The organism is Kitasatospora sp. NPDC004723, assembly GCF_040609255.1.
Classification (GTDB): domain Bacteria; phylum Actinomycetota; class Actinomycetes; order Streptomycetales; family Streptomycetaceae; genus Kitasatospora.
The window spans coordinates 16,183-33,986 of sequence record NZ_JBEXJT010000058.1 but is presented as its reverse complement, the minus strand read 5'-3'; the positions used below and the strand labels follow the sequence as shown (position 1 = coordinate 33,986).

Sequence of the window (17,804 nt, the reverse complement as noted above, 5' to 3'; positions counted from 1 at the left end):
GCGCCTTGCCGGGTGGGACGGCGCGGGGGCGCTGATCGAGTGCCCGCGCGCCGTCCGGGCGCTCCGTCCGCCGGTGCGTCGGCGTCAGCGTGCGCGGTCGAACCCGCCCCCGGGCGCGTCCGGCCCGCCCTGCCGGTCGACCGGGTCGGAGCCGTCCCGCTGCGCGGGCGGCAGGCCGAGCGCGGCGGCCAGGCCGTCCGGGCCGCTGCCGGCCTTGCGGTAGACGGCGGCCAGCCGGTAGTTGACCTGGCTGAGCGGGAGCCCCAGGTGCTCGGCGATGCGCTGCGGCGGCACGCCCCGCACGGCGAGTTCGGCGACCGCCCACTCCGGCTGGCTGAGCGCCTCCCGGACGTCGCCGAGGCGGTTGGGCCGCAGGCCGTAGTTGGCCAGCTCGCGCCGGGCCCGCTCGACCAGCCCGTCCGCCGCGCAGTGCTGGGCCAGTTCGATGCCCTGGTACAGGTACTCCTGGGCGTCCTCCAGCCGGCCGACCCGGCGCAGCGCGGCACCGAGGTCCACCAGGGCGACGGCGTGCTCGTAGCCCGCGGGCGACTGGCCGAGGTGGGTCACCGCCCGCTCCAGCAGTTCGACCGCCTGCTGGCCGTCCTCGATCTGGGCGTGCAGCCGCAGCGCCGTGCCGATCGCCGAGGCGGTGCCGAAGCGCTCGGCGTCGACGACCGAGCGCCGGGCGTACGCGCGGGCCCGCTCCGGCTCGTCCTCGGCGAGCGCGATGGCGAGGTGTCCGGCCCAGGGCGCCCAGACCGTGTTGTGCCAGCCCCGCAGGTCCAGCTGGGCGCCGGCCTCGGTCAGCGCGGCGGCGGCGCCGGCGGGCCGGTTGACGGCGAGCAGCAGCTTGCCGTACAGCGACGCGGCGTCGGGCAGCACCATCGCGGTGGGGTGGTACGGCGGGTGGAAGCCGAACTCCAGGGCGAGTTCCCAGGCCTCCTGGCTGCGGCCGCGGGCGATCAGGGTGTCGATCAGCACGCCGACCGCGTCCCAGGCGAGCGGCAGCTTGGCGCTGATCCGCTCGGAGAGCCGCAGCGCCCGGCGCAGGAAGTCCTCGGCCTCGGCGAGCAGGCCGCGCCGGAACCGGGCCAGTCCCATCAGGAAGTAGGCGAAGCCCCGGTGGGCACCGCTCCAGCCCGCCACCTCGAACTGGACGATGGCGTCCGAGAAGAGCCGTTCGGCCTGGGCGATCCGGTCGTTGTAGGTGTAGGAGAGGCCGAGGGTGGCGGGCAGTTCGAAGCCCCAGGTGTTGTCGGTCCAGCCGAGGCCCTTGGGCAGCCGGCCGTTGTCCAGGACGCGGTCCGCGTGCCGCAGCACCTCGGCCGAGGACTCGCCGCGCAGGGTGAGGTCCCAGGCCCGCAGGGCCAGCACCGCCCGGTCGGCCGCCTCCCGTCCGGTGAGGCTCTCGCACAGCGCGCCGAGCCGGGCGGAGCGGGCCGGCCCGTCCTCCTCGGACTTGCGGTAGGCGTGCCACATGAACGCCGCGGCCTCCAGCCGCAGCCGGCCCGCGGGGTCCCCGGTGGTGCGTTCGGCTTCCTGCTGGCAGACCACGGCGGCCAGGCGCAGTTCGCCGCTGTGCGCCAGCACCTCGGAGAGCCGGAAGGTGGCGTCGATCCGCATCGAGGGGCGCAGCGGTCCCTCCTCCGGGTCGAGCGCGAGCTTCAGTTGGTTGACGGTGGCGACGGGGTCGGTGAGCAGGGCGGAGCAGCCCAGCTCGTACAGCACCTCGGCGCGGTCCTGGTCGTCCGGGGGTTCGGCGAGCGCGCGGTGCAGACAGCGCTGGGCGGCCTCGGGGGCGCCGATCAGCAGGTGTTCGGAGGCGGCCTTGCGGAGTTTTCGGACGGTGCGGTCGTCGCCCTCGCCCGCGAAGGTCTCCACCAGGTGGCGGGAGGCGGCGAGCAGGCCGAGTCCGGCGTTCTCGATCTCGGCGGCGGCCACGCCGTGCATGCCGGTGCGGGTGGCCTCGGGCATGGTGTTGTAGATCGAGCTGGCGATCAGCGGGTGGACGAATTCGAGGTTGCCGTTCGGGGTGGCGGTGAGGACGCGCTGCTTGCGCAGTTCCTTGATGGACTCGCGGGCGCCCTCGGCGCTCTGGGCGGAGATCCGGGTGGCGAGGTCGGGCCGGATGTCGGTGCCGAGCATCGCGGCGGCCCAGGCGAAGCGCAGGGTGGCGGCGCCGAGCCGGTCCAGCCAGGACTTGAGGGTCATCCCGGTGGCGTCGACGGCGAGTTCGCGCAGTTGCTGGGAGTTCTCCTCGACCGGTTCCAGTTCCTGGTCGCGGACCTGGTCGAGCAGCGCGACGACCTCGAAGGGGTTGCCGTTGACGACGTTCCAGAACTCGTAGCAGAAGGCGTCCTCGGCCTTGTCGCCGAGTTCGGCGCGGATCATGTCGGTGACCGCGACCAGGGACAGCCGGCTCAGCTGGTGCCGGCGGGTGGCGAGCGCGGCGACCGCGCGCTGGTGCTCCTGGGTCTCCTGCTGCCAGTCGGCGGTGTCGTCGCGGTAGGCGAAGACCAGCAGGACCGGCAGTTCGCGGGCCCGTACGGCGAACTGGGCCAGCCAGCCGAGCGATTCGAGGTCGGCCCAGTGCAGGTCGTCGACGATCATCACCAGCGGGGCGCGCCGCGGGGCGAGCTGGGTGAGGACGAAGTCGAGGCCGTCGCGGACGCCCTGCGGGTCGAGCCGGCGGGCGCCCTTCCTGGGCTGCTTGAGGCCCATCGCCGGGCCGACGACCTCCTCCCAGGTGCCCATCACCTGGCTGAACTCGCTGGGCTCCAGGCTGCCGAGGACCGGCTGGAGGAGCTGGCGCAGCACGTGGTACGGCTCGTTGAACTGGCGCTCGCCGCCGCGGGCGAACAGGACGGTGGCGCCCTCGTGCAGCTTGGCGATCCGGCGGACCTCGTGCAGCAGGCTGGTCTTGCCGATGCCGGGCCGGCCGGAGAAGGTGAGCAGCTCGCCGATCTCGGTGCCGCCGGCCGCGAAGTCGCGGCAGAGCTTGTCCACCGCGGCCTCGGCGGAGCGGAGTTCGGCGTCGCGGTCACGCAGTCTGATGCGATTGGGGGCGCCTTCCGCCTCCCGCGCGCCGGGCATCGCCCCCGCCCGGAAATCCCTGTCCCGCTCGGTCACCGTCGTGCCTCCGCCTCGCCGATCCGTGCTCGTGGAGCCGAGGTTAGCGCCGCAGGGGGCCTATTGGAGCGTATTCACGCAGGCGGGGGGCGAGTTGAAGGGTTTGGAGGGCCCGCCGAGGGCAATTGCCCTATATCACTAACGTCGGATCATTGCATCAGATACTCTACGCCCCGCGTAGCCAGTTGATCATGTCATGCCCCCGCTTCCCCCTTGGACAGCACTGCCCCAACTCCCCCGCCGATCACCGCAGTACCCATCAGTACACCCACCTTTCGACCCATCAGTACACCCACCTTTCGCAGCTCCGGGAGTCCGATGTCTGACGACACTTCACTTCAGATTCCGTTCCCGCACCGTCGCAGCGACCACGGGCCGTACGCCACCGAACTGCACCGCGCCTGGCTGACCCGCCATCCACTGCTGCCCGACCCGACCCACCCGTCCTACGCGCACTGGGAGGTGGTCGACCTCGCCGCGCTCGGCTACCCCGACGCCGGGCCCGACGAACTCGCGCTCGCCGCCGACCTCATGGGTTTCTACTTCCTCTTCGACGACCAGTTCGACGGCCCGCTCGGCCGCCGCCCCACCGAGGTCGCGCCGATCTGCGACCGGCTGATCGCCGTCCTGCACGGCGCGCCGGCCGACCGGGGCTCCCCCGTGGAGAGCGCCTTCGCGGACCTGTGGGAGCGCAGCGTCCGGGGCATGCCGGCGCGCTGGCAGGCGCGCGCCGCGTACAACTGGGAGTACTACCTCGCCTCGCACCCCGCCGAGGCGGCCGGCCGGATCAGCCCGCGCCCGCCGGACCGGGCCGGCTACCAGGTGCTGCGGCGCGGCACCGCCGCGATGGAGACCATCTTCGACATGATCGAGCGGCTCGGCCACTTCGAGGTACCGCCGGCCGTGCTGCACCACCCGGTGCTGCGCCAGTTGCGCCAGCTCGCCGCCGACATCCCCTCGCTCACCAACGACGTGCGCTCGTTCCCGCTGGAGGCGCCGCGCGGCGACGTCAACAACCTGGTGATGATCGTGCGCCGGGAGCGGGACTGCTCGGCCGAGGAGGCCTGCGCCGTGGTGATGGCCGAGGCGCAGCTGATGGTGGAGCGCTGCCAGGAGCTCTACGACGGGCTGCCCGACGTGTACCGGGAGCTCGGCCTGGCCAGGGTCGAGCGGATCGTCGCCCAGCGCTACGCCGACGGCCTGCTCACCTGGCTGGCCGGCTACCTGAGCTGGGAGCGCCGCACCGGCCGCTACCAGGCGGCCTGAGGGGGCCGGACAGTCGCGGTGCACCACCCTGCGTCGACCGGGTCCGCACGGACCGTAGCCGAATCGGGCGTCCGCCGGTTAGGGTGCTGACCGGCGGACGCCCCCGGTTCGGGGGGCGCCCGACCCGCGCGTGTGTCCGTACCCTCCGCCGGGCCGCCCTCCGCGCGGCCCGGCGCCCCGCTGCGGCCCGCGCGCCGCGGCGGCGCCCCGACCGCACGAGGAGGCACCAGAGCATGCCGGTCTACCAGCCCCCCGGACAGCCCGGATCCATCGTCGCCTACCGCCCCCGCTACGAGCACTGGATCGGCGGCCGGTGGACGCCGCCGGTCCTCGGCCGGTACTTCGAGAACCCCAGCCCGGTCACCGGCGAGGTCTTCACCGAGGTCGCCCGCGGCACCGCGGAGGACATCGAGGCCGCGCTGGACGCCGCCCACGCCGCCGCCCCGGCCTGGGGCCGCACCCCGCCCGCCGAGCGCGCCCAGGTGCTGCTGCGGCTCGCCGACCGGATCGAGCAGAACCTGGAGAAGCTCGCCGTCGCCGAGAGCTGGGAGAACGGCAAGCCGGTCCGCGAGACGCTGGGCGCCGACCTGCCGCTGGCGGTCGACCAGTTGCGCTACTTCGCCGGCGCGCTGCGCGCCCAGGAGGGCGGTGTCTCGCAGCTGGACGAGGACACCGTGGCCTACCACTTCCACGAGCCGCTGGGCGTGGTCGGCCAGATCATCCCGTGGAACTTCCCGATCCTGATGGCCGTCTGGAAGATCGCCCCGGCGCTGGCCGCGGGCAACACGGTCGTGCTGAAGCCGGCCGAGCAGACCCCGGCCTCCGTGCTGCTGCTGGTCGAGCTGACCGCCGATCTGCTGCCGCCGGGCGTGCTCAACGTGGTCAACGGCTTCGGCCTGGAGGCCGGACGCCCGCTCGCCTCCAGCGACCGGATCCGGAAGGTCGCCTTCACCGGCGAGACCACCACCGGCCGGCTGATCTCGCAGTACGCGAGCGGCAACCTCATCCCGGTCTCGCTGGAGCTCGGCGGCAAGAGCCCCAACCTGTTCTTCGCCGACGTCGCCGCCGAGCAGGACGCCTTCTACGACAAGGCCCTCGAGGGCTTCGCGATGTTCGCCCTCAACCAGGGCGAGGTCTGCACCTGCCCCAGCCGGGCGCTGATCGAGTCCGCCGTCTACGACCGGCTGCTCGCCGACGGCCTGGAGCGGGTGCGCGCGCTGCGCCAGGGCAACCCGCTGGACACCGGGACCCAGGTCGGCGCGCAGGCCAGCGACGAGCAGCTGCGCAAGGTCCTCTCCTACGTCGAGATCGGCCAGGCCGAGGGCGCCAAGCTGCTCGCCGGCGGCGAGCGGGCCGACCTCGGCGGCTCGCTGGCCGGCGGCTACTACGTCACGCCGACGGTCTTCGAGGGCGTCAACGGGATGCGGATCTTCCAGGAGGAGATCTTCGGCCCGGTCGTCGCGGTGACCCGCTTCGAGGACTTCGACGACGCGATCGCGCTCGCCAACGACACCCTGTACGGGCTCGGCGCCGGCGTCTGGACCCGCAACGGCACCACCGCCTACCGGGCGGGCCGCGCCATCCAGGCCGGCCGGGTCTGGACCAACTGCTTCCACGCCTACCCGGCGCACGCCGCGTTCGGCGGCTACAAGAACTCCGGCATCGGCCGGGAGGGCCACAAGGCCGTCCTGGAGCACTACCAGCAGACCAAGAACCTGCTGGTCAGCTACTCCCCGCAGGCCACGGGCCTGTTCTAGGGCGGGTCACCCCGGCGCAACCGCGGAGTGGGAAGCCGGACCCGCCGGCTTCCCACTCCGTACGCCACTCCCCGTGGCCCGCCCGGGGACCCCTGTGAGCAAATCACCCGTATCGGGATCCAAGCACATGAACACCGGTAAATCCCCGACGCGCCGCCGACATGCGCGGCGCGTCGCGGCCGAGGTCCTAAACAGGAGTCCCGACCCGCTTCGACTCCTGGGAGACCGGATGACCATCGCCCCCGCCAGACTCTCCGACCCGACCGTGCGCGCCGCCGTCACCGCGATCAACGCCGGCGACCGGCAGGCCTTCGTCGACCTGCTCGCCCCGGACGCCACCATGGCCGACGACGGCTCCGCACGCGACCTCCAGGACTGGATCGACCGGGAGATCTTCACCGTCCGCGGCCACATGGAGGTCCGCTCCGAGTCCGACGGCGGCCGGGCCCTGGTCGCCGACTACCGCAACGAGACCTGGGGCGAGATGCGCACCGCCTGGCGCTTCACCGTCGAGGACGGCCGGATCCGCCACTTCGAGACCGGCCAGGCCTGACTCCGGCCCCCTCCGGCCTCCCCTCCGGTCTCCCGTCAGGCTGCGCCGAGGCACTCCCGCACCGCCCGGATCAGCGTGCGCGAGCGGATGTCCCCGGTGACGCCGGGCTGCATGCCGTTGGTGATGTAGCCGAACCCGATCCCGAGCTCGGGATCGGCGAAGCCCAGCGAGCCGCCCCGGCCCGGATGGCCGAAGCTGGCCGGCGAGGCCATCGGCGAGGTCGGGCCGTGCCGGAAGAAACCCAGCCCGAAGGTCGAGTTGACGATCAGCACCCGGTCCGGGCCGCTGACCACCGGCCCGACCGCGCGGGCCAGCACCTCGGGCCCGAGCAGCGGCGGCAGCGTCCCGCCGCCGCTGCCGTGCCGGTCGGCCGCGCCGATCAGCGCCGCGTAGAACCGGGCCACCGAGCGCGCGGTACCGATCCCGCCCGCGCCGGGGATCTCGGCGGCCTGCACCGCCGGGTCGTTCAGGTCCACCCCGGGCCGCACCGAGGCGAACGCCCGGGCGGTCAGCGACTCCGGGTTCCGGTAGGCGTCGCGCACCGACTGCTTGGCGCGCAGCCGCAGCCCGCTCGGGCCGGTCCGGGCGGCCTGCGGAGCGGGCAGGTCGACCAGCCGGCCGACCCGGGGCTCCGCGCCGGCCGGCAGCCCGATCCACAGGTCGAGGCCGAGCGGCCGGGCGATCTCCTCCGCGAAGTACCGGCCCACCGAGCGCCCGCTCACCCGCCGCACCACCTCGCCGACCAGCCAGCCGAAGGTGTACGGGTGGTAGCCGTGCGCCGTGCCGGGCTCCCAGGCGGGCGCCTGGGCGGCCACCGCGGCCGCCGCCCGCTCCCAGGTGAGCACGTCCTCCAGCCGCAGCGGCTCGTCCAGGGCCGGCACCCCGGCCTGGTGCGACAGCAGCCAGCGCACCGGCACCCCGCCCTTGCCGGCGGCCCCGAACTCCGGCCAGTGGGCGACGACCGGGGCGTCCAGGTCGAGCTGCCCGCGCTCGGCGAGCAGCAGCGCGGTGGCCGCGGTCAGGCCCTTGGTGACCGAGCGCAGCACCTGCGCGGTGTCCGCCGTCCACGGCACCGCCGGCGCGGGCCGCGCACCGACCTCGGGCCGGGCGTCGCCGCCCCACAGGTCGACCACCTTGCGGCCGTCGGCGTACAGCGCGAACGCCGCGCCGAGCTCCCCGTACTCGCGGAAGTTGCGGGCGAAGGCCTCCCGCACCGGTTCGAAGCCCCCGGCCGTCTCGCCCCAGATCTCGACCACCGCGCGCCGTCCTCGTCGTTCGTACGTCCATCGATCGCCCGGAAACCCTAACCTGTCGGTCATGACCGAAACCCCGCAGACCGATCCCGCCGACGAGCTGCTGGACGTCGTCGACGAGCACGACCGGGTGACCGGGACCGCACCGCGCGGGGAGGTGTACCGGCGCGGGCTGATCCACCGGTGCGTCTTCGTCCTGGTGCGCGACCCGGCCGGGCGGATCTTCGTGCACCGGCGCACCGACACCAAGCTGTTCGCGCCCGGGGCGCACGACATGTTCGTCGGCGGCGTGGTGGGCGCCGGCGAGAGCTACGAGCAGGCCGCCGTCCGGGAGGCCGAGGAGGAGCTGGGCGTCACCGGGATCGCCCCGCGCCCGCTGTTCCGCTTCCTGTTCCGCGGCGACGGCCTGGCCTGGTGGTCCGACGTGCACGAGGCCGAGTGGGACGGCCCGGTGGCCCCGCAGGAGTCCGAGGTGGCCTGGCACGCCTGGCTCACCCCGGCCGAGCTGGCCGAACGACTGGAGCGCGACGAATTCGTCCCCGACGGCCGGGAGGCCTACCGCCGCTACCTGGAGCACCACCCGGCCTGACCGGGCGGATAGGGTGGCGCGCATGGCATCCCGCACGCCGTCGGCCCCCTCCCCCGCGTCCGCGCCCGCGCGCGGCGACCGTCCGGAGCCCGCCGTGCGACCGCGCCGGCGGCTCAGCGTGGACGAGCGGCGCGAGCAGCTGATCGCCGTGGCGCTGGAGCTGTTCAGCCACCGCCCGCCCGAGGAGGTGTCGATCGACGACATCGCCGCCGCCGCGGGCGCCTCCCGGCCGCTGGTCTACCACTACTTCCCGGGCAAGCAGGCGATCTACGAGGAGTCGCTGCGCCGGGCCGGCCGGGAGCTGTCGGCCCGGTTCGAGGAGCCGGCCGAGGGCCCGCTCTCCGAGCGCCTGTACCGGGTGATGGGCCGCTACCTGGACTTCGTGCAGAGCCACGGGCCCGGCTTCGCGGCGCTGCTGCGCGGCGGTTCGGTGACGGCCAGCACCAACACCTCGGCGGTGATCGACGAGGTCCGCAAGGCCGCCCACGACCAGATCCTCGGCCACCTGGCGCTGCCCTCGCCCAGCCCGGGGCTGCGGCTCACCGTCCGGGCCTGGATCGCCAACGCCGAGATCACCTCGCTGGAATGGCTGGCCGACCGCTCGGTGCCGCTGGAGGAGCTGCAGCTGCACCTGGTGCAGGAGTTCGTGGCGGCACTCACCCTGACCGCCGCCCGGGAGCCCGCGCTGGCCGCCGAGCTGGCCGGCTTCTTCGCCGACGAGCGCCCGGACGGCCCGACCGGGCGGCTGGTCCGCGACCTCGCCGGCCTGCTGGCCGTACCGAGCCTGGCCGACGCCCTCACCGGACTGGCCGCCGAGCCCGGTCCAGGTCCAGGTCCAGGTCCAGGTCCCGCTGACGACACCGGCTCCGAGGCCGGCTGAGGCCGGGCGGCCGGTTCTGCCCCGTCGGCGGCCTCTGATAGGAATGTGCACGGATCTGACGGCCCGCCGGTCACCCCCGGGCCGGGGTCCACGGACCACGGACGCACAGCGAGCAGAGCGGGGGGCTCAACAGTTGACCCAGGACGGCCAGTTCAGTGCGGAGGCCAACCCCTTCGCAGCCGCGGAGCGGGTCTCCGCGACGCTCGGCAGCCTCACCGACGCCCTCTTCGGCGCCCGCACCTCGCGCCACCCCGCGGCCGTGCTGACCGCCCTGCGGACCGTCGCGCACCCGGCCGCCGACACCCTGTTCCACCTGCCGCTGGCGCCCAACGGCCCGGTGCACACCGCCGTCGACCGGCTCGGCACCGTGGTCACCGCCGGCACCGCCCGCCCGGGCACCGGGGCCGCGCTCGCCCCGCTGGCGACCGGCGCGCTGCTGGCCCGCTACGGCACCGCCGGCCCGGTCCGCGGCGCGACGGGCGGCTCCACCGGGGCGCCCACCGCCGAGCACTTCGGGCTGCCGGTGACCGGTGAGCCCGCCGACCCCAAGCTCCGCCCGGCGTTCGCCGCTCCACTGGCCGCGCTGGCGGCCGGTCGGCAGACCCGGCAGCCGGTCGAACTGCCCACCGGCGCGGGCGCCGAGGTCCGGCTGGTCGTCCCGCCGGGCTTCCACGCGCTCACCGCACCCGACGGCCCGCCCGGGGTCTCCGCCCGCACGGTGCCCACCGGCCCGGTGGACGGCATCCCGGCCGGCAGCGGGATCGCCCCGGCCACCGGCGCGGCCGCCGCCGGGCTGAGCGCGCACCTGGCCGAGACCGCCGAGGAGCTGTTCAGCGGTGCCGGCCCGGCCGAGCGCCGCGACTTCGCGCTGATCGCCGCCGCCCTGGCGGACACCGTCACCGCCTCCGGCGCCGTCTACGCGGGCGTCGGCGCCTTCCGCCTGGACGACCGGCCGACCGAGGCGACCCTGGTCGTCTCGCTGGCCCGCCACCCGCTGCCGATCACCGGACTCGCCACCGAACTGGCCACCCTGCGCCGGCACGCCGAGGTCTGGACGGTGCTGCTGCCCGCCGGACCGGCCGCCGTCCTGGTCGAGGCCCGCAGCGTCCCGGTGCCGGGCCCGCTGGCCGCCGACGGGGCGCGCCGTTGGGCGGTCACCTCGGTGGTGGAGGCGTTCGTGCCGCTGCCGGACGGCGTCTCGGTGCTCTGCGTGCAGCTGACCACCGCCCAGCCGCAGGACTGGGAGCTGTACACGGACGTCTTCGCCGAGCTGCTGACGAGCGTGCAGTTCGGCTGGGACGGCGTGCCCGCCACCCCGGTCGCCCCGGCGCCCGCGCCCGTTCCGGCACCCGTGCCCGCCGCCGAGCTGCCCGCCCAGGCCGCACCCCCGGCGCCCCCGGCACCCGTAGCGCCCCCGGCGCCGCCAGCGCCCGCGGACGACGCCACGCCGGTCCGCATCCCGCCGGCCGACTTCAACCCCTTCGCCCCGGTCGCCGACCCGACCCCGGCCCAGCCGATCCTGGTTCCGGCGGACGCCGCGGAGCCGGCCGCCCCGCCCAAGGGCACCCCGGTGATGGTCCCGCCGCCGGACTTCGACCCCTTCGGCATCCTCGGCACCCCGGCCGCCGAACCGGCCGCCCCGGAGGAGCCCGAGGCCCCGGAGCCGCTGAAGGGGACGCCCGTGATGGTGCCCCCACCGGACTTCGACCCCTTCGGCATCCTGGGCACCCCGGTCGCCGAACCGCTGCCGGCCGCCGCCCCGCAGCCCTCGGCCGCCCCGGCCGCCCCGGCCGCCGACCCGTTCGGCACGGTGACCGCCGCGGAGCAGGCCGCCGACCCGTTCGGCACCACCATCCCGGCACCCCGGCCCCCGGCCGCCGTCCCCCCGCCGCCCAGCGGCCCGCCGGCCGTCCCCGCCACCGCCACCGACCCGGGCTCCGGCCCCGCGGCCGGCCCCGCCAAGGGCACCCCGGTGATGGTCCCGCCGCCGGACTTCGACCCCTTCGCCCCGCAGCCCGACACCGCCTCGGCCCCGCCACAGCCCACCGCGGCCCCGGAGCACGACCCCTTCGGCTGAGCACCGGACATGCCTCACCCCGGCCGCCCGACGCACCGACCGCCGGGCGGCCCGTCCGTCCCCCTCCGCCCTCCGCCCGCCGACTCCCGATCCGCGCGCCGGCCACCGGGAAGCGCCCGCCGCCCGCGGACCGCCGCCCGCCGCCCGCGGACCGTGACGAAGGCGCAGGTCCGCCGGGTCCCACCGGCCGCGTCCGCCATGTCCACGATCGATAACTGGTACAGACCTATTGCCAGTTCACCCGTCCGCTCCCTACCCTCGGCACAGGATCCTCCGTGGCACCCCGACGGCCCGAGGACCGGTTCCGCGCCGCCCCCATGGCCCGGAGCACGCTGCTCCACGCACCTGACACCTCCCCACGGGTAACGGGGCGTCCGGGCCTGCCCGGGCCCCCAGGACAGGAGCCACATCCATGCGCAGACGTCGGATCAGCCTGCCGCTGCTCGCGGCCGGAACCCTGCTCGTCCCCCTGCTCGGCGCAGCCCTCCCCGCCACCCTGGCCCACGCCGCCGCGGACGCCGCCGCCGACGCGGCCGCGCAGGCCACCGCCGGCTCGGTGACCGCGACCCTGACCAAGGGCAGTGACTGGGGCAGCGGCTACGAGGGCAGCTACACCATCAGCAACGGCTCCAGCGCCGCGGTCAACGGCTGGACACTGGAGTTCGACCTGCCCACCGGCAACACCGTCGCCGGCCTGTGGAACGCCTCGTACACCACCTCCGCCTCCCACGTCACGGTGAAGAACCCGGGCTGGGCCGCCACCCTGCCGGTCGGCGGCACCTACAACGTCGGCTTCAACATCGCCTACTCCGGCGGCTACCAGCCGCTGGCGAACTGCAAGCTGAACGGCAAGCCGTGCGACGGCAGCGGCGACGACCTGACCCCGCCGACCGTGCCGGGCGCCCTGACGGCCGGCACCGTCACCCAGACCACGGCGGCGCTCTCCTGGACGGCGAGCACCGACAACGTCGGTGTCACCGGGTACGACGTGTTCAAGGACGGCACCAAGGTGGCCACCACCGACGGCGCCACCACGGCCGTCACCGTGCAGGGCCTGACCGGCGGCACCACCTATCAGTTCACCGTCCAGGCCTTCGACGCGGCGGGCAACCGCTCGGCGGCGGCCGGCCCGGTGAGCGTCACCACCCCGCCGCCGATCGAGGACAAGGAGGCGCCGACCACCCCGGGCACCCCGGTCGTCACCGGCTCGGACTCCAGCTCGGTCTCGCTGAGCTGGACGCCCAGCACCGACAACGTCGGCGTCACCGCTTACGACATCGCCGCGAGCAACGGTGTGGTCACCACGGTCACCAGCCCCTCCGGCACCGTCGGCGGCCTGGCCCCGGACACCGACTACACCTTCACGGTCAAGGCCCGCGACGCGGCCGGCAACGTCTCCCCGGCCTCCGGCTCGGTGACCGCCCGCACCAAGAAGGGCGGCACCGGCGGCGCGCTGAAGATCGGCTACTTCACCCAGTGGAGCATCTACGCCCGCGGCTACAGCGTGAAGCAGCTCGACACCTCCGGCTCGGCCGGCCGGCTCTCGGTGGTCAACTACGCCTTCGCCAACATCCACCCGAGCACCAAGCAGTGCTTCATCACCAACAAGGCGGCCGGGCCGGAGAACGACCCGAACGCGGGCGACGGCGCCGGTGACGCCTGGGCCGACTTCGGCAAGGGCTGGGACGCCGGCAACTCGGTGGCCGGCACCACCGACACCTGGGACCAGAAGCTGGCCGGCAACTTCAACCAGCTGAAGCAGCTCAAGGCCAAGTACCCCAACCTCAAGATCCAGATCTCGCTGGGCGGTTGGTCCTACAGCAAGTACTTCTCCGACGCGGCGGCCACCGACGCCTCCCGCAAGGCGCTGGTCAGCTCCTGCATCGACATGTACATCAAGGGCAACCTGCCGGTGATCGACGGCCGCGGCGGCGCGGGCAGCGCGGCGGGCATCTTCGAGGGTATCGACCTCGACTGGGAGTGGCCGAACTCCGACGGACACGCCGGCAACATCTTCCGGCCCGCCGACAAGGCCAACTACGTCCTGCTGGCCCAGGAGTTCCGCCGCCAGCTGGACGCCCTCGGCGCCACCACCGGCAAGCACTACACGTTGAGCGCCTTCCTCCCGGCCGACCCCGGCAAGATCGCCGCGGGCATCGACGTCCCCGGCCTGTTCGGCGCCTTCGACTTCGCCACCATCCAGGGCTACGACTACCACGGCGGCTGGGAGATGGTCACCAACCAGCAGTCCGGCATCAAGGTCGCCGCCGGCGACCCGAACCCGCCGGCCCGGCAGTTCAGCTCCGAGGTCGCGATCGGCGCCTACGTGGCCGGCGGCGCCCCGAAGAGCAAGCTCACCCTGGGCATCCCGTTCTACGGACGCGGCTGGACGGGCGTGCCGCGCGGCACGACCAACGGACTCTTCCAGACCGCGACGGGCCCCGGCCCGGGCACCTACGAGGCGGGCTTCGAGGACTACAAGAAGCTCAAGGACATGGCGACCAGCGGTGGTTACACCATCTACCGCGACCCGGTGGCCGGCCACGCCTACATCTACAACGGGAACGTCTTCTACACCTACGACGACCCGACCGAGATCGCCCGCAAGACCGCCTGGATCAAGTCCCAGGGACTGGCCGGCGCGATGGTCTGGGCCTTCGACGGTGACACGCCGAACGGCGAGCTGATGGCCGCGGTGGACAACGGTCTGAAGTAGCCCCGGAGCGGCCCGGCCCCTCTGCCGCCTGGCCCGTCACGCGCTCACCGCGCGCGGCGGGCCAGGTGCACGACGTCCGGTACGCCCCGGGCCACCGCGACCTCGTGGGTCACCACGTCCGTGAAGCCGGCCGCCCGCAGCGCCTGTTCGAAGGCCGCCGACGGCCGGGCGCTCCAGACCGCCAGCACCCCGCCCGGCTCCAGCCGCCGCATCAGCACCGCCAGCCCGTCCGGCCCGTACAGCCCGGCGTTGGCGTCGGTGACCGTCCAGTCCGGGCCGTTGTCGATGTCCAGGCAGAGCGCGTGGTAGCGGGCGCCGTCGGCGCCGGCCAGGTGCTCCAGCAGGTCGGTGTGCAGCACCTCGACCCGGGGATCGTCCAGCGCGCCGGCCGAGAAGGCGGCCAGCGGGCCGGCGCGGTGCCAGTCGATGACGGCGCTCTCACGCTCCACCACGGCGATCCGCCCCCAGCGCGGCTCGGCCGCCGCGTGGGCCAGCGAGAAGCCGACGCCGAGGCCCCCGATCAGCACGGCGGGCCGCGCCACCGGTCCGTCCCGGTCCAGTTCGTCCAGCGCGGCCCGGACCAGCAGCCGCTCGGAGCGTCCGTCGGCGGTGTCCATCAGGAAGCAGCCGTTGGCGATGATCTCGTAGTCCCCGCCGCGCCGCCGCAGCACCACCTCCCCGAACGGACCCTCGCGCCGGTCGAGCGTCACGACGGCGGCGGAACCGTCCCGTTCGGGCAGTGCGCTGGACATACGGGGGGTTCCTCCGCGGTGCTCGGGGACACGGACGCGCGGGCCGGCCGGCCGCCGGGGCCCCGGGGCCGCACGGCCTGGGGACCACCGGGCCGACGCATCGGACCACCCGGCCGACGATAGCCCCAACCGGCGCCGGCCGCCCCGGGTTTTCACGTCGTGGCCAGCACCCCGACATAGGAGACCCCCGCGACCATCACCCAGGAGCCGAGCCCGAGCAGCGCGATCCGGCCGCCGGTGCGCACCATGGTCGGCAGGTGGACGGCGCTGCCCAGCCCGAACAGCGCGGCCGCGAGCAGCAGTTCCTGGGCGTCCCCGGCGAGGGTCAGGGCCCGCTCGGGCAGCACCCCCGTGGTGCGCAGCGCGATCATGGCCAGGAAGCCCGCGACGAACAGCGGCACCAGCGGAGGCCGCTTCCCGGCCGCCGGCGCGGTGCCGGCGCGCCGGTGCGAGCGCCGGACGGCCACCGCGACCCCGGCGACCAGCGGCGCGAGCAGGACCACCCGCATCAGCTTGACGAGCACCGCCTCGCGCAGCGCGCCCGCCCCGCCGCTCTGCGCGGTGGCGACCACCTGCCCGACGTCGTGCACGCTGGCGCCGACCCAGCGGCCGAAGCCGTCCGGGTCCAGGCCGAGCGGGTGCTGCAGCAGCGGCAGGACGGCGATGGCCAGGGTGCCGCAGAGGGTGACCAGGGCGACGGAGGCGGCGATGTCCTCCTCCTCGCTGCCGGCGGCCTGGCTGACCGCGCCGATCGCCGAGGCGCCGCAGATCGAGTAGCCGGTGGCGACCAGCAGCGGCTGGTCGCCGGGCAGGCCGAGCCGGCGCCCGAGCCAGAGGGTGCCGGCGAAGGTCGCGGCGACCACCGCGAGCACCATGGCGACGGTGGCCCAGCCGAGGCCGAGCACGTCGTCCAGGCTCAGCTTGAGGCCGAGCAGCACGATGCCCAGGCGCATCAGCCGCTTGCCGGCGGTGGACAGCCCGGGCCGGGCGATGCCGCGCACCACCGGGCGCAGACCGGGCAGGTGGGCGGCGGCGACGCCGAGCAGCACGGCGGCGGTGAGCTTGGGCACGGCGGGCACGGCCTGGTGGACGGCGATCGCGGCGGTGACGCCGAGCGCGGCGAGCAGCAGGCCGGGGGCGTTCCCGCCGAGCGGGGGCAGGGCGCGGGTGCGGGTCGGGCGGACCGCGCGGTCCCGGAGGGTCAGGGCCATCCGGGGCTCACCGCCGCTCGTCGGCGGGCAGCCGGTAGACGCGCCGGATGCTGGTGCCGAGCCGGGAGACGTCGGCGCCGTACACGTGGATGGAGATGGCGGTGGCGCCGCAGGTGTTGCGCACCAGGTGGATGTCGCCGGGCGGGGCGAAGGCGGCGACGGTACCGGCCGGGCCGACCACGTGCTCGGTCTCGACGAGGTGGGCGGCGCGCCCGTCGGAGATCAGCCGGTAGCGGGTCTCGCTCTCCTGGCCCTGGTGGACGCCGGCCACGCACCAGGAGACGTGGTCGTGGATCGGGGTGCGCTGGCCGGGCAGCCAGACCAGGGCGACGACGGAGAAGGAGCCGTCGTCCTCGGCGTGCAGGACGTGCTGGCGGTAGCGCTCGGGGTCGCCCTCGCGCTGGTCCGCGGTGAGCAGTTCGCCGTCGCCCAGGTGCGGGGCGAGCCGTTCACCGACCAGGTAGGCGGTGAGCTCGGGGGGCAGGCCGCGGTCCACGACCGCGCGGATCTCGCCGACGAGCGCGGTCATGCGCTCGGTGAGCCGGCCGCCGCCGACCGTGGCTGACGTTGTCATGCCAGCAGCGTCGCCGCCGCCGACCCATCACGTCCAAGGAGGGTTCTTTCGCTCTCCCCCCATCACCGCTTATCGATTCCGGGGTGGCCGACGCGGGTCGCGGCGGGGGTTCGGCCGGAGGTCCGGCGGGGGTTCAGCACCCCACCCGGGCCGCGGCGGCCTGCCGCAGGTGGTCCAGGACGAGCGCGGTCGCCGGGATCCGCCGGTGCTCGCGGAGCACGTACGCGCTGACCTGGCGCCGCAGGTGCGGCTCGACGGCGCGGCCGGTGACCTTGCGGTGGCACATGAAGGAGAGCACCAGCGCGGGCATCAGCGCGATCCCGACCCCGGCCGCGACCAGGCTCTGCACGGCGAGGTTGTCGTCCGTGGAGAACACGATGTCCGGGGCGAAGCCCTGTTCGGCGCAGACCTGCAGCAGGTTGGCCCGGCAGCGCGGGCAGCCGGCGATCCAGCGCTCGCCGTCGAGGTCGGCCAGCCGGACGGCGTGCCGGCGCCCGAGCGGGTGGCCGACCGGCAGCAGCACGGTCAGCAGGTCCTCCATCAGCGGGATCTCGTCCAGCCCGGCGGGGACCTCGGCGGGCGCGCCGGGATAGCGGAAGGCCAGCGCGATGTCGCACTCCCCGCGCAGCAGCCGCTGCACCGAGTCCGGCGGTTCGGCCTCCAGGAGTTCGACCCGCACGCCGGGGTGCTCGGCGAGCAGCCGGGCCATCGCCTCCGGTATCAGGGTGGCGTTGGCGCTGGGGAAGGCGCAGACCCGCACGCGCCCGGCGCGCAGCCGGCCGAGTGCGGCCAGCTGCTGCTGGGCGGCGGAGAGGCTGCCGAGGATCTGTTCGGCGTGCCGGGCGAGCGCCTCGCCGGCCTCGGTGAGCCGCAGCCCGCGCCCGGCGCGGGTGAACAGCGGCAGGCCGACGGTGCGTTCCAGGGCCTTCATCTGCTGGGTGATGGCGGGCTGGGTGTAGCCGAGTTCACGGGCGGCCGCCGAGTAGGAGCCCGCGCGGACGACCTCGTGGAAGGTCCTGATGTGCCGTGAGTCGAACACCGGCTCCA

13 protein-coding genes are annotated in these 17,804 nt (G+C 74.8%); 7 read left to right on the top strand and 6 right to left on the bottom strand.

Translation table 11 applies throughout. The features are described 5' to 3' along the window. Positions 1-84: 84 nt before the first annotated feature. A complete protein-coding gene (locus ABZW10_RS34555; RefSeq protein ID WP_355374255.1) occupies positions 85-3,129 on the bottom strand; it encodes an AAA family ATPase in 3,045 nt (1,014 codons plus the stop codon). A 318-nt stretch (positions 3,130-3,447) separates the two neighbouring features. On the opposite strand from ABZW10_RS34555, the gene ABZW10_RS34550 reads away from it, so the two are divergent. The 3 genes from ABZW10_RS34550 to ABZW10_RS34540 all read left to right on the top strand — a co-directional run bounded on the left by ABZW10_RS34550 (position 3,448) and on the right by ABZW10_RS34540 (position 6,705). Then, positions 3,448-4,395, top strand: coding sequence for a terpene cyclase (locus ABZW10_RS34550; protein WP_355374253.1), 948 nt, complete (start codon positions 3,448-3,450; stop codon positions 4,393-4,395). 233 nt (positions 4,396-4,628) lie between these two features. Then, complete coding sequence (locus ABZW10_RS34545) at positions 4,629-6,152, top strand: aldehyde dehydrogenase family protein (RefSeq protein ID WP_355374250.1); 1,524 nt, start codon at positions 4,629-4,631, stop codon at positions 6,150-6,152. A 229-nt stretch (positions 6,153-6,381) separates the two neighbouring features. Beyond that, on the top strand, positions 6,382-6,705 hold the full coding sequence (locus ABZW10_RS34540; RefSeq protein ID WP_355374248.1) for a nuclear transport factor 2 family protein: 324 nt from the start codon (positions 6,382-6,384) through the stop codon (positions 6,703-6,705). 35 nt (positions 6,706-6,740) lie between these two features. Here ABZW10_RS34540 and ABZW10_RS34535 read toward each other — a convergent pair whose 3' ends face one another. Continuing rightward, the gene (locus tag ABZW10_RS34535) at positions 6,741-7,961 is read right to left on the bottom strand and encodes a serine hydrolase domain-containing protein (protein ID WP_355374245.1); all 1,221 of its coding nucleotides are present in this window, start codon (positions 7,959-7,961) and stop codon (positions 6,741-6,743) included. A gap of 61 nt (positions 7,962-8,022) precedes the next feature. Between ABZW10_RS34535 and ABZW10_RS34530 the strand changes: the two genes are divergently transcribed. From ABZW10_RS34530 to ABZW10_RS34515, 4 genes are all read left to right on the top strand, one after another. Beyond that, a complete protein-coding gene (locus ABZW10_RS34530; RefSeq protein ID WP_355374242.1) occupies positions 8,023-8,547 on the top strand; it encodes an NUDIX domain-containing protein in 525 nt (174 codons plus the stop codon). A 22-nt stretch (positions 8,548-8,569) separates the two neighbouring features. Next, positions 8,570-9,427 (top strand): TetR/AcrR family transcriptional regulator, encoded by an 858-nt coding sequence (locus ABZW10_RS34525; protein WP_355374240.1) that lies wholly within the window; start codon positions 8,570-8,572, stop codon positions 9,425-9,427. A gap of 133 nt (positions 9,428-9,560) precedes the next feature. Continuing rightward, entirely contained in the window at positions 9,561-11,504 is a 1,944-nt protein-coding gene (locus ABZW10_RS34520) for a hypothetical protein (protein ID WP_355374237.1), read from the top strand. Between the two features lie 412 nt (positions 11,505-11,916). Continuing rightward, entirely contained in the window at positions 11,917-14,220 is a 2,304-nt protein-coding gene (locus tag ABZW10_RS34515; protein ID WP_355374235.1) for a glycoside hydrolase family 18 chitinase, read from the top strand. Between the two features lie 44 nt (positions 14,221-14,264). Here ABZW10_RS34515 and ABZW10_RS34510 read toward each other — a convergent pair whose 3' ends face one another. From ABZW10_RS34510 to ABZW10_RS34495, 4 genes are all read right to left on the bottom strand, one after another. Next, positions 14,265-14,972: a spermidine synthase gene (locus ABZW10_RS34510; RefSeq protein ID WP_355374232.1), complete on the bottom strand. Its 708-nt coding sequence runs from the start codon at positions 14,970-14,972 to the stop codon at positions 14,265-14,267. Positions 14,973-15,124: 152 nt separating this feature from the next. Further along, positions 15,125-16,183: a putative sulfate exporter family transporter gene (locus tag ABZW10_RS34505; RefSeq protein WP_355374229.1), complete on the bottom strand. Its 1,059-nt coding sequence runs from the start codon at positions 16,181-16,183 to the stop codon at positions 15,125-15,127. A gap of 7 nt (positions 16,184-16,190) precedes the next feature. Next, positions 16,191-16,757 (bottom strand): cysteine dioxygenase family protein, encoded by a 567-nt coding sequence (locus ABZW10_RS34500; RefSeq protein ID WP_355374226.1) that lies wholly within the window; start codon positions 16,755-16,757, stop codon positions 16,191-16,193. Positions 16,758-16,890: 133 nt separating this feature from the next. Then, positions 16,891-17,796: a LysR family transcriptional regulator gene (locus ABZW10_RS34495; protein ID WP_355374224.1), complete on the bottom strand. Its 906-nt coding sequence runs from the start codon at positions 17,794-17,796 to the stop codon at positions 16,891-16,893. Positions 17,797-17,804: the final 8 nt, after the last annotated feature.

Coding starts and splice junctions, on each gene's coding strand:
- ABZW10_RS34550 (WP_355374253.1), top strand. CDS start 3,448: ATGTCTGACGACACTTCACTTCAGATTCCGTTCCCGCACCGTCGCAGC.
- ABZW10_RS34545 (WP_355374250.1), top strand. CDS start 4,629: ATGCCGGTCTACCAGCCCCCCGGACAGCCCGGATCCATCGTCGCCTAC.
- ABZW10_RS34540 (WP_355374248.1), top strand. CDS start 6,382: ATGACCATCGCCCCCGCCAGACTCTCCGACCCGACCGTGCGCGCCGCC.
- ABZW10_RS34530 (WP_355374242.1), top strand. CDS start 8,023: ATGACCGAAACCCCGCAGACCGATCCCGCCGACGAGCTGCTGGACGTC.
- ABZW10_RS34525 (WP_355374240.1), top strand. CDS start 8,570: ATGGCATCCCGCACGCCGTCGGCCCCCTCCCCCGCGTCCGCGCCCGCG.
- ABZW10_RS34515 (WP_355374235.1), top strand. CDS start 11,917: ATGCGCAGACGTCGGATCAGCCTGCCGCTGCTCGCGGCCGGAACCCTG.
- ABZW10_RS34510 (WP_355374232.1), bottom strand. CDS start 14,972: ATGTCCAGCGCACTGCCCGAACGGGACGGTTCCGCCGCCGTCGTGACG.
- ABZW10_RS34505 (WP_355374229.1), bottom strand. CDS start 16,183: ATGGCCCTGACCCTCCGGGACCGCGCGGTCCGCCCGACCCGCACCCGC.
- ABZW10_RS34500 (WP_355374226.1), bottom strand. CDS start 16,757: ATGACAACGTCAGCCACGGTCGGCGGCGGCCGGCTCACCGAGCGCATG.